11 protein-coding genes are annotated in these 11,666 nt (G+C 61.8%); 8 read left to right on the forward strand and 3 right to left on the reverse strand.

Annotation, left to right across the window (positions count from 1 at the left end; translation table 11 throughout):
- Nucleotide 1 precedes the first annotated feature (1 nt).
- The 3 genes from tgtA to F7R90_RS01675 all read right to left on the reverse strand — a co-directional run bounded on the left by tgtA (nt 2) and on the right by F7R90_RS01675 (nt 3,742).
- Nucleotides 2–1,474 (reverse strand): tRNA guanosine(15) transglycosylase TgtA, encoded by a 1,473-nt coding sequence (tgtA, locus tag F7R90_RS01665; protein ID WP_158055550.1) that lies wholly within the window; start codon nt 1,472–1,474, stop codon nt 2–4.
- Between the two features lie 432 nt (nt 1,475–1,906).
- Complete coding sequence (locus F7R90_RS01670) at nt 1,907–2,467, reverse strand: NUDIX hydrolase (RefSeq protein ID WP_158055551.1); 561 nt, start codon at nt 2,465–2,467, stop codon at nt 1,907–1,909.
- A 48-nt stretch (nt 2,468–2,515) separates the two neighbouring features.
- Nucleotides 2,516–3,742, reverse strand: a complete 1,227-nt coding sequence (locus F7R90_RS01675) for a PH domain-containing protein (RefSeq protein ID WP_158055552.1) — start codon at nt 3,740–3,742, stop codon at nt 2,516–2,518.
- Nucleotides 3,743–4,075: 333 nt separating this feature from the next.
- Between F7R90_RS01675 and F7R90_RS01680 the strand changes: the two genes are divergently transcribed.
- The 8 genes from F7R90_RS01680 to pfkB all read left to right on the forward strand — a co-directional run bounded on the left by F7R90_RS01680 (nt 4,076) and on the right by pfkB (nt 11,594).
- A complete protein-coding gene (locus tag F7R90_RS01680) occupies nt 4,076–5,035 on the forward strand; it encodes a hypothetical protein (RefSeq protein ID WP_158055553.1) in 960 nt (319 codons plus the stop codon).
- A 220-nt stretch (nt 5,036–5,255) separates the two neighbouring features.
- Nucleotides 5,256–6,602 (forward strand): sugar ABC transporter substrate-binding protein, encoded by a 1,347-nt coding sequence (locus F7R90_RS01685; protein WP_158055554.1) that lies wholly within the window; start codon nt 5,256–5,258, stop codon nt 6,600–6,602.
- Between the two features lie 42 nt (nt 6,603–6,644).
- Entirely contained in the window at nt 6,645–7,571 is a 927-nt protein-coding gene (locus F7R90_RS01690; protein WP_158055555.1) for a carbohydrate ABC transporter permease, read from the forward strand.
- Nucleotides 7,568–8,491 carry a carbohydrate ABC transporter permease gene (locus F7R90_RS01695; RefSeq protein ID WP_158055556.1) on the forward strand — a complete coding sequence of 308 codons (924 nt, stop codon included), beginning with the start codon at nt 7,568–7,570 and terminating at the stop codon, nt 8,489–8,491. The genes F7R90_RS01690 and F7R90_RS01695 overlap by 4 nt, the downstream gene beginning before the upstream one ends.
- Nucleotides 8,492–8,524: 33 nt before the next feature.
- Nucleotides 8,525–9,667 (forward strand): ABC transporter ATP-binding protein, encoded by a 1,143-nt coding sequence (locus F7R90_RS01700; RefSeq protein WP_158055557.1) that lies wholly within the window; start codon nt 8,525–8,527, stop codon nt 9,665–9,667.
- Nucleotides 9,668–9,681: 14 nt separating this feature from the next.
- Nucleotides 9,682–9,852, forward strand: a complete 171-nt coding sequence (locus tag F7R90_RS21985; RefSeq protein WP_192498377.1) for a hypothetical protein — start codon at nt 9,682–9,684, stop codon at nt 9,850–9,852.
- 69 nt (nt 9,853–9,921) lie between these two features.
- On the forward strand, nt 9,922–10,689 hold the full coding sequence (glpR, locus tag F7R90_RS01705; RefSeq protein ID WP_158055558.1) for an HTH-type transcriptional regulator GlpR: 768 nt from the start codon (nt 9,922–9,924) through the stop codon (nt 10,687–10,689).
- Nucleotides 10,686–11,594, forward strand: coding sequence for a 1-phosphofructokinase (gene pfkB, locus F7R90_RS01710; protein ID WP_158055559.1), 909 nt, complete (start codon nt 10,686–10,688; stop codon nt 11,592–11,594). The genes glpR and pfkB overlap by 4 nt, the downstream gene beginning before the upstream one ends.
- The last annotated feature ends 72 nt before the right edge of the window (nt 11,595–11,666 follow it).

An 11,666-nucleotide genomic window follows, 5' to 3' on the forward strand; every position in this document is an offset into this window, starting at 1 on the left:
TTTAATTGGAGCTCAAATCGACGCAGTCTACGACTTCTGGTACAAGTTCTAATGCAGCGTCGGGCCAACCGCGGTGACCTAAGGTAAACGCCGCGTCCGGATTTACCTCGACTAAACGCGCTACGCCCCGGGCAGCGGACTCGAAACCGTCGGGATCCATCTGCTCGGGTACCTCGGCAGTCAGGGGGTAGCTCTCCGAGAGCGCGCGCGGGAACGGCCCGAACGGCGGCACGACGTTCCACGACTCGTCGTACTGGTCGCTCGGATTGCCCTCGGTGAGGAAGATGTCACCCTGCGCGTCCAGTCGTTCGAGTCGCTGGTGGTGCCGAAGGACTTCCGGGCGGTACGCGCTTTCGCTAGAGAGGTAGAAGAAGGCGTCTTTCGACACCGAGTCTTCGCGCTCGATTTGCTCTGCGTGCTGGACGAGTCGGCGGTAGCCGTCCAGCATGGCGGGGTGGGCGCGAGCACGATTTTCGACCAACTCCAGCAAGTTTCCTGTGCGTAAGGCCTGCTTGATGGTTCGAATCTCCTCGAAGGTAACGTGGAGGTTGTGTTCGGCCAGCAGTTCCTCGCGCTCGCGGTTCGAGTGACTCCGAATCTCGCTCGGCGTGTACTCCGCACAGACCGGACACGAGCAGGGGAAGTAGTCGAGGTCGTCCAACTGCTCCGTGCCACGTACGGTCAGATACCGGTCGTCGCGCGCGTAGAGTGCGTAGGCCGCCGAATCGAAGAGGTCACACCCCATCGCGACGGCGAGTGCGAACATCATCGGATGCCCCGCGCCGAAGAGGTGGACCGGCGCATCGACGCCCAAGCCTCGTTTCGCGCCCGCGACCACGTCCACCATGTCGGCGTAGCGGTACTCGTTCATCAGCGGGACGACCGCACCCACCGGAAACACGTCGAGGTCTGTCGCGTCGGCGTGTCTTCCGGCTTCCTCCCGCAAATCGGGATACGTCGAACCTTGCACTGGCGCGTTGACGAGCATGTCGTCCACGTCCACGCCCTCGGCGACTTCGAGTCGCTCTTGCGTGGTAGCGAGTTCTTCCTCTGCCTGCTCGCGCGGCACGTCCGGCGGCGTCGGAATGTCTACCGGCGTCCCGATGTCGCTCCCGATGTCGTGCTGGAACTGGAGAATCTCGGGCGTGTCAACGTCTATTTCGCCGTACTCCGCGAGTTGGAAGGAGCCAGAGTCGGTCATGATGGCCCCGTCGAAGTCGAGCACATCGTGGAGGCCGTCTTCGAGGGCCGCCTCGCGGTAGTCGTCGCTCCCGTAGAAGATGTAGGAGTTCGTGATGAGGATGTCCGCGCCGAACTCCGACTGGAGGCGCGACGGTTCGATGGTCCGCACGTGTGGGTTGATGACGGGAAGGAGCGCGGGCGTCTCGACGGTCACGCCTGCGCGGGGTACCGTCAACTCGCCGATGCGACCCATCGCGTCCTGGTCGCGTATCTCGAACTGCTCTCTGGTCATTGTGGCGGGATTGTGTGAGTGCGAGGGTAAGGGTTCCGTTATCGGTGTGTTTCGAGCAGTGAGTTCGTGCATTTCGCCTGATCGCCTCGTTTCTAAGACTGACCAACCGATAGGGGATGGCAGGTGAGACTAACACAGGTGGGACTTTCGAGGCTGAAACGTCGGTGGGGTTAGCTGTCACGGAGAAACGAAAGAAGCAGTGAAGCTAGCTACTCCCGATACAAAGGAGAGACCGCACCGCCACTGCAACCGCACCGCGACAGCCACGCCCTCCCCAACCGATTGCGCTTCTCGCTACGGAAAACACGGCAAGCCGCGTTTTCCGGGACTGCAATGCTCATCCCTCGCGCGAGGGTTGGTGCGAACGAGGTCGCACCAGCACGCGCCATGACCACGAACAAGATTTCGAAACTCGACAAAAATCTGGATTCCCTATTCCTCCCTAGTCCCGAACGTCTCGTAGTAGAGCAGACCGAGCGTCGTCCGGCCGTCCCGAATCTCGCCGCTGGCTACGTGCTGATGCAATTCCTCCATCGAAGTCGTCTCCACGCGAATCGACTCGTCGAAGTCTAGTTCTTGCTCGGCGGTCGGCGTGCAGTCGCGCGCGACGAAGAAGTGGAGCAGGCTGTTCGCGATTCCGTTCGCGGGTTCGACGCTGGTCATGAACTCCACGCGGTCCGCTTCGTAGCCCGTCTCCTCGCGGAGTTCGCGGTGGGCCGCCGCGCTTCTGTCGTCGTCGTCCGGTTCCATCCCGCCGACTGGCAGGCCGCGGTTCACGCGCTTGACGGCCTGTCGCCACTCTTCGATGACGACCACGTCGCCGTCGGGCGTGAACGGCAGGACGACGACAGCGGGTCGCTCGGAGAGGTAGTCGAAGTCCGTCTCGGTGTCGTCGGGCAGGCGAACGTTCTCGTGTCGAATCTCGAACCCGGGACAGGTGTAGGCCGTCTCGGCGTCGAGCGTCTCCCACGCCAACTCGTCGGAATCGGTCATACCTGAACGATGGAGGCGACCAGAAAAGGTGCTTCGCTAGAAGGCCGCTCACTCCGGGTCGATAGCCGCCAGCGCTTCGAACTGTGCTTCGAGTTCGTCCGGCATGCCGTCGCTCATCACGTCCTGTGGCGTCACGGGGGAGTCCTCCGGTTCGGGCGGTTCCTCTCCGGTCAGGACCGCCAGTCGTTCCTTGTAGTCCTCCGTCGTTATCTCCCCGCGGGCGTACGTCTCTTTGAGTGTCTGGACGAGTTCGTCCGCCTCGTCGGTCTCGGTCTCGCCGGATTGAATCGCCGAAAGCTTCCCGCAGAGTCGCTCGAAGTCACGGGGGTGGTCTTCTGGTTCCAGTTCGAGTTCCGCGTCCTCGACTTCGAACGTCATCGAGTCGCCAGCGACTCCGAACTCGAACTCGACTTCCGCTTCGCCGTCGTCGCTCTCGAAGTCCGCTTCCAGCACGTAGTGAAGCGAAATCTCCGCGTCGTTCTCGCCGTCGTCGAACCAGAGTCGGTCTTCGAACAGGACGACTTCGAGGTCGTCTTCGACGGCGCGAAGTACCGCGCCGTCTGGCAAGTCGCTGGTCTGGCGTTCCGGAACGGTGTCGCGGTCGGCGTCTCCGCTGGTTTCTGCGTCTCCACTGACCTCGTCGTCCACATCGGCGTCGTCCTCACCGGGCCGCCAGATGGTCGCGTCCACCTCCAGATTCGAAATCTCGTACATCCGCCCTCGCTCTCGCTCGGTCTCGGGCGTTCGGTCGTCTTCGCCTTTGGCCTGTGCCTCGACGTACTGGGCGGCAGTCCGAAGTTCGTCGTAGTCTACTCGCGACTCGACGAGGAAGCGACAGTGAACGCCGCCTGCATCGATAGCGAACTCGTAGGTCGTCGTTCCGACTTTGTCGAAGTACACGTCTGAGACGGCTTCGTACGGAATTACCTCTCCGCGGTCGCCAGCGTCGTCGCCGACCAGTACGAGCAGTCGTTGATTGGTGACGACGACTGCCTGCCAGAACTGTGGGCTAAACAAGACCTCTTCGCCGTCGAAGACGAACGACTTCGTCTCCGAGAAGAACACGTGATGTGGCTGTTCGTTCGGTCTGAGGTGGGCCACGAGTGGTGCGTCGGCGAGGGTCCCCGTCTTCAGCACCGCCGACCCGACTCGCGTCAGTTTCGTCTCGTTGACCGACTCGCCGTTGGCTCCGGCGAGTAGCTTCTCTACTCGCATCTCGCTCACGTCTCCGTTCGAGTCGGCACTCTCTTCGCCGTCCGAGTCCTGACCTATCATTCTTGAGCCACTACTTCGACTCGAAGGTAATCAATCGTTCGCAGGAGTGCGTTCGACGTGTAGTTACTGTCGAAGAAAGCAGATATTTCCCGAAACTCTCTCGCGTAGACGAAGCCTACCGCACGACGTGACGGGGGAGTTTGTGGTTCGGTTCGTCGTTCGCCGGAGTATTAGCGGCGACTCGCCGAGTACCGGCCAGACAGTTGCGGCCGTCTTAGCCGAGTTGCGTCGGCTTCACCTCCGTTTTGCCCGACTCCACGAGTACAACCGAAACCTACGCGTTGGACGGTTTGGACCCTTTATTGAGCGTCTCGCCGTTCTCCCGATGGAGCCATGACACAGACCGCACGCCGGGCGTTTCTGGCAGGCGTCGCCGGAGTACTGGGGAGTTCGACTATCGCAGCAGCACAGTCGCGGGACCACATCCTGTTCGCGGGTGGCGGTCCGAACCTGACCATCCAGTATCAGTTTGTCGTAGACGGAACTGTCGAGAAGACGAGTGACAACGGCGGGGCCGCCATCGCCGACCGACACGTCACGATTGACCGCGACGACCGTATTCGGGAGGGAAAGTACGTCCGTGGGAACGTCGCTGGCGGCGGTGACGGCTACAGGTACTCGGGCCGCCTACTCGACTTCGGCGTCTCCGTAACTGCCGACACGGCACACAAGGCGAAACTCTACCACAACGGCGAGCGCGTGGACGTGCGCGAGTTCGGGCGAAGTCCACCCGCTGGCACGCCAGTCGAGTTCGTAGACAGCCGTACCGTCCACATTGAAGGTGATTGGGGGAGTACGCGCGGGTTTACGACGACGATGTACCGGGACGGCATCGGCACTGACCACTCCGGGTGGGGCGCGGTAGACGGCCCGGTGACACTGCAACCGACGTGGAACGAGGGGATTCCGTACTCGCTCAACTCAGTTGCGCTCTACGAGACCGAGGACAGCGTCGAACCGGCCTACAGTCCCGCGAACCCCTACGCTGGCGCGTGGAACCTCGAAACCGGTGGTGCCGACCTGCCGAACCACGTCGTCGTCTTCGGCGGCGGTGGCGGCAACGTCATCGAGTATTCGTTCGAGGTGTCCGGCGACATCGAGAAGAACGGAAGCGGTGGTGACGCGCCCATCGCCGACCAGTACGTCACTCACGACTTCGACGACCGGATCGACGGGTCGTCGGTCAGCGGCACGGTCGCTGGCGGCGGGGACGCCTATCGGTTCTCCGGCGAACTTTCGAATTTGCAGGCGAACGGTGCGCGAGTGTACGTGAACGGCGAACGACGGGCATAGCTTCCCCAATCCGTAACGTCTCCGGTCCGTAGCGTCCCCAGTCCTCTCGCTGTCGCGCCTGAGTGAACGGTTTCGAACATATCTTCCTTCCATTGCCCGTTTTCGCTCGCAAACACGAACACAAACGACAAAACACCGTCTTCTTTGTGTTCGTTACTGCCTGAATTTGTGTGTTTATGCGCAATACTTAAGTGCCTACTCGTCACTGTTTGGAATGTTCATGGCAGACAGGTACTCACACACGCGGCGTCGATTCATCACTGGTGCCGGGGCGACCGGTATCGCGGCACTGGCGGGCTGTAGCGGCGATAGCGGAGACGGTTCGACGGACGGAACGACCGATGGGTCGAACTCCGGCGGTGGCACGACGGTCGGAAACACCAAGTCGAGCGGCGAGATGGCGGACAAAATCGTCTTCTACAACGCTGGGAGTCTCAAATACGACCCCGGGACGAAGAAGAACATCCAGCGGTTCGAAGACGAGACCGGCATCAAAGTCGAGGTCAACGAAGTCCCGTGGAACAACCTCAAGACCAGTCTCACCACCATCTGGCGGAACAAGGGGAGCAAAGTAGACGCGTTCAACGGGCCGACGTGGTGGCTCGCGGACTTCGTCCGCTCGGGGTGGCTCGAACCGCTCGGGCTCGGAGACTCCCACATGAAGAAGTTCCCGGACAACCTCTCCACCCTCGTCGCCTTCGACGGTAAGACGTACATGGCACCGGAGTTCGGCAAGTGGGGAACGTACCTCTACGACCAGCAGTACCTCTCGGAGAACGGGTTCGACTCGCCGCCGGACACGTGGGACGACGTGCTCCAGATGGGCAAGAAACTGTCCGGCGAGGACAAGTCCGGCTTCGCGTTCACGTGGGGTAACAAGGACGTGTTCTCGTTCAAGCAGTTCCTCTACCAAGCGGGCGGCCAGATGTTCAACGACAGCTACGAACCGAAGTTCGTGGAGGGCGGCACGAAAGCACTCAACTTCTTCAGAGACCTCCAGAGCGCGGGCGTCTTGCCGAACGGCGTTTCGAGTCTGGGCGAAGGCGGCGTCGGTGACGCGTTCGTCGCCGGCCAGTACGCCACCGTCGAATCGTGGACGCCGTTGGCCGCGCGTGTTCTCGACGCAGATGGGTGGAGCAAGGACCGTCTCGCCAGTGCGAAACCGCCGAAAGGACCGGGCGGCTCGCGAGCCACCTTCCAAGACACCAACGGCATCGCCGTCTCCGCCTTCTCGAAACGCAAGAACGCGGCGAAGAAGTTCGCCAAGTTCATGACCACCCAAAAGTCCTCGAAGACGAACATGCTCGTTGAGGGGAACCCCGCAGTCGTCCCCGAAGTCTACGAGGACTCCGAGTTGCAGTCGAAGTACCCCTCGTGGCTCCTCGAAGACATGAAGTTCAACCTCGAACACGCCACGAGCGAGACGTACCTCGCGCAGCCGCAGGTCGATGACTACCTCTCCGAGCAGATTACGCCCGCACTCCTCGGGAACAAGAAGCCCGAAGCGGCGCTCACGAAGGCTCGTGACAACATCAAGCGTCTCTATCAGGACATCGGAGTGCTGTAGTCCGGACGCCGTACCGGTTTTTCGATAACACTCAGGTTACTAATGACACAGACCGAACAATCGACGCGACGGCTGTTGGACAGACTGTTCGTCCCGCTCACGGTGGGGCCGACGCTGCTCTGGATAGCGAGCATCATCGTCTATCCGACGGCGAAGCTGTTCTGGTCGAGCCTCTTCTTCCAGAACCCCATCACGGGTGCCAAGGAGTTCGTCGGCCTCCGGAACTTCGAGCGACTGCTGTTCCAGTCCGGCGGTTGGCTCGGTACGTTCAATCCCGACTTCGTGTCGTACACGTGGCACACCGTGGTGTACGTTGGATTCAGCGTCTCGATTTCGTTCGTCCTCGGACTCGGCATCGCCATCTTACTGAACAAGGACATGAAGGGACGCGGCTGGTTCCGGACGGCGGTCATCGTCCCGTGGATTCTCCCCTACGTGATGAGCGGTCTCATGTGGCGCTGGATGTTCCAGACCCAGTACGGTGCCATCAATGGCGTCCTCACCCAGGCCGGAATTATCGGCGAGAAAATCGCGTTCCTCTCGGACCCGACGCTGGCGATGATAGCTCTCATCGTCGCGGACGTGTGGGTGTTCACGCCGTTCATCATCATCATCCTGCTCGCGGGACTCCAGAACGTCCCGGCGCAGTTGTACGACGCCGCGGAAGTCGATGGCGCGAGTCGTTGGGCGCGGTTCTGGAACGTCACGTATCCGTTCCTCAAACCGTCGATTCTGGTGGCGTTGACCATCCGCATCATCTTCGACATCCGGGCGCTCGACATCGTCTGGGTGATGACCGAGGGCGGCCCCGGAAAGAGCACGGAAGTCTGGGCGTCGTGGCTCTACCGGACCGCACAAGTCTTCTCTAAACCCGGAGAGGGCGCGGCACTCGGCGTCGTCATGCTGGCAGTAACGTTCGGCATCGTCACGGTGCTGTACAAACTCTTCGGTGACACTCCGTACGCATGAGTACGAAACAATCTCCCCTCGACAAACTCGGTGAGGCGCTCGGTTTCGGTTCCGAGACGAACGAGTGGCCCGCCGTGCGCCGCGAGCGACTCGTCGCGTACGGACTGCTGACGCTGTACGTGTTCGTGGTGTGGTTCCCGATTTACTACATCTTCGTCACGAGCATCCAGCCGACCTCGGAGGTGCTTTCGCTCCCCATCAACTTCCTGCCACAACAGGCCACTGCACAGAACTACGTCGAAATCTTCTCGAACCGGCCGTTCGAGACGTACACGCTCAACAGCATCGTCGTGGCGACGACGACGACGGTCGTCTGCGTCGTTCTCGGCACGCTGTCGGGTTACACGTTCTCGCGGTACGAGTTCCTCGGGAACAAGGCGCTGTTGCTGTCCATCGTGGCGGCGCGGATGATTCCGCCTATCGCGCTCATCGTGCCGTTCTTCGAAATCATGAGCAACCCGCCACTCGTCGGTGGGCTAACCGGGAGTCTCTACGACACCCGAATCGCGCTCATCCTCACGTACACGTTCTTCAACCTCCCGTTCGCGGTCTGGATAATGAAGAACTACTTCGACGGCGTCCCCCGGAGTTTGGACGAACAGGCGAAAGTTGACGGCTGTTCGCGCTGGGAGGGGTTCTTCAAAATCGTCCTTCCGGTCGCCAAACCCGGCATCGCGGCCACCGCGATTCTGGCGTTCATCTTCTCGTGGAACGAGTTCGTCTTCGCGCTCGTTCTCACCTCGACGGAGCAAGCACAGACGCTCCCCATCGCGGTGTCGCTGTTCGTCGCAGACGACTTCGTGGACTGGGCGCATCTGGCTGCAGGCGGAATGATAGCCGCGCTCCCCGGCATCCTCTTCGGCCTGTTCTTCCAGCGGTACATCGTCAGCGGACTCACGCAGGGAGCGGTCAAAGAATGATTTCGGAACACACGCAGACGAACGGTGGTATCGATGGCTGAAGTGACCCTGACCGACCTCGTCAAGAAGTTCGACGACGTGGTCGCCGTAGACGGTATCTCGCTCGACGTGCCGGACGAGAGCTTCACCGTCCTCGTCGGGCCGTCTGGCTGTGGGAAGACGACGACGCTCCGACTGGTCGCCGGACTCGAACGGGCGACGGACGGCGACATCTCCATCGGCGACGAGCGAGTCAACGACCGGCGCGCCTACGAGCGCGACATCGCCATGGTGTTCCAGAACTACGCGCTCTACCCGCACAAGACGGTGCGAGAGAACATGCGCTTCGGACTCGAACAGCAAGGAGAGGCGGAGAGCGTCATCACCGAGCGCGTCGAAGACGCCGCGGACCTGCTCCAGATTACGGAGTTGCTCGACCGTCGGCCTTCCGAACTGTCTGGTGGCCAGCAACAGCGCGTTGCGCTCGGCCGGGCTATCGTCCGGGAGCCAGATGTGTTCCTGATGGACGAACCGTTGTCGAATCTGGACGCCAAACTCCGGATTCAGATGCGTGCGGAACTCAACAAACTCCACGACCAACTCAAGACGACGACGGTGTACGTCACCCACGACCAAATCGAGGCGATGACGCTCGCCGACCAAATCGCCGTGATGGACGGCGGCGAGATACAGCAGGTCGGGCCGCCGACGTTCGTCTACAACAATCCGCGCAACATGTTCGTCGCCGACTTCCTCGGCAGTCCATCGATGAACTTCCTCGAAGGCGACCTCGAAGAGCGCGACGACAGACTCGTCCTCGACGCTGGTCCCATCGAACACGAAGTTTCGGCCGAGTATCGCCAAGACCTCACGGGCAAGGTGGGCGAACGCGTCGTTCTCGGTGTCCGCCCCGAAGACGTGACGCTCCGGCCAGATGGAGTTCCCGTGACCGTGAACGTGGTCGAACCGCAGGGAGAGAAGACCGTCCTCGAACTCGGACTCGGCGACCAGATCATCAAGGCGTCGGTAGACCCCGGCGTCCCGGTCGAGACTGACGACCACGTGAGCGTGGAGTTCGACCGCGAGTCGATTCACTACTTCGACGCGGCGACCAGCGAGTGTCTCACGTTCGCCGAGGAAGGCGAGTCGAAGGCACGCGCCGACGCCGAAGTCGTCGCAGACCAAAGTGAGGCGTGAACGTGGGACGAGACGTGAAACTAGGACGCGGTCTGGACGTGGAGACGTCGGATGCCGTCCTGTCCGTACTCGCCTTCGGCCTGACGTGCGTCGCCGCCTTCAACTACGTCACGTCGGTCTACGGCGGTGCGATAGTCGCGGGTATCGGTGCCGTGCTGACGTTCGCGTTCGTCCTCCTCCACTGAACGAACAACCGCGAGCGAAAACAAAAAGGTCCCCGAACCCTTCAACGAGGGTAGCGAACATACTCACGCATGCTTCCAGCCGAACGCAAACGCGACATCGTCGAAACCGTGACGGAGCAGGACGGTTGTTCCGTCGCCGAACTCGCGGAACTGCTCGACGTCTCGAAGGCGACGATTCGCCGCGACCTCCGCGACCTCGAAGACGAAGGACTCCTCGAACGCTCCCACGGCGGCGCGCTTCCGGTGCGCACCGTGGCGAGCGAGCAGTCCTACAGCCAACGCGGCGTTCAGAGCCTCGACGCGAAGCGTGCAATCGCCGCTCGCGCCCGCGAAGAAATCCAGGACGACCAAGTGGTCTTCTTCGACTCCGGGACGACGACGATGGAAGTCGCCAAACTCGCACCGAGCGACGTGCAGTTCATCGCGGCGACGAACTCGCCACAACTCGCGCTCGAACTCTCGGACAACGGCCAAGACGTGAAGTTGACCGGCGGGACGCTCCGCGAGCAGACGCGGGCCCTCGTCGGCCCGACCGGCGAGGCGTTCATGGAACGGACGAACTTCGACCAAGTGTTCCTCGGCACCAACGCCGTCGCGCCCGACGCGGGACTCACGACGCCGAACGAGGACGAGGCGCGGATGAAGCAACTGATGTGCGGGAAGGCACAGCGAGTCGTGCTGGTGGCCGACGCGACCAAGTTCGGTCGGAAGAGCTTCGTGCAGTTCGCCAGCCTCGACGAAATCGACCTCGTCATCACGGACGCGAGCCTCGACGGCCAACTACTGGAGGCGTTCGAGGCGGCGGGCGTCGACGTGGTGGACGAGGTTAGCGAATGATTCTGACGGTCACGCTGAACCCCGCGGTCGATCACACCATCAAACTCGACGGCCCGCTCGAAGCCGGGTCCGTGAATCGTGCAGGACTGGACCAGTACGACGCCGGAGGCAAGGGCATCAACGTCTCGAAGTACCTCGACGCGCTCGGCGTCGAGACGACTTCGACCGGTCTCGTCGGCGGACTGTTCGGCGACTTCGTGGAGCGGCAACTCCGCCGGACGAAGATTCCCAACGACTTCGTAGAGATGTCCGGCTGTACCCGACTGAACACGACGATACTCTCGACCGACGGCGAGTACAAGATAAACCAGTCGGGCCACCGCGTGAAACGCCGGACCGTCCAAGCTATCATCGAGAAAATTCGAACTTACGACCCCGAGACGGTCGTCGTCGCTGGGAGTCTGCCGCCGGGACTCGGCGCGACGACGGTGGACCGAATCGCAACTGCGGGCAACTGGAACACTGTCGTAGACTTGCAGGGAGCGCTCCTGAAGCGACTCCGGGTGCCCTACGCGCTCTGTAAACCGAACCGTAGCGAACTCGCAACTGCGACTGGGATGCCGACCGGGAGCGTCGAAGAGTGCTGTGCGGCCGCGCGAGAACTGCGAGCGAGCGGTTTCGAGCGCGTGGTGGCGTCGCTCGGGTCCGACGGGGCCGTGTTGGCGACCCGAGACGACGTGTTGTACGTCCCCGCGCCCGACGCGGAGGTAGTCGATACTGCCGGAGCGGGTGACGCACTTCTGGCGAGCGTGCTGAAAGCGTCTGCGGAGGGGAATTCGCCGCGGGAGGTCGTCCAGTACGGCGTCGCAGTCGCCGCTCGCGCTGTCGAAGCACCGGGGACGACCGTGCCGTCGCTTTCGGACGTTTGCGAGGACGCGCGTCTGCTCTCGGTCGAACCCCAGTGAACGAGTAACTCCAGTCAGAAACGAACAGTTTCGGAAAAGGTTTTACCGTGCTTCGTACATGAGATAGTATAG

This window comes from Halorussus halophilus, from assembly GCF_008831545.1.
GTDB classification, from domain to species: domain Archaea; phylum Halobacteriota; class Halobacteria; order Halobacteriales; family Haladaptataceae; genus Halorussus; species Halorussus halophilus.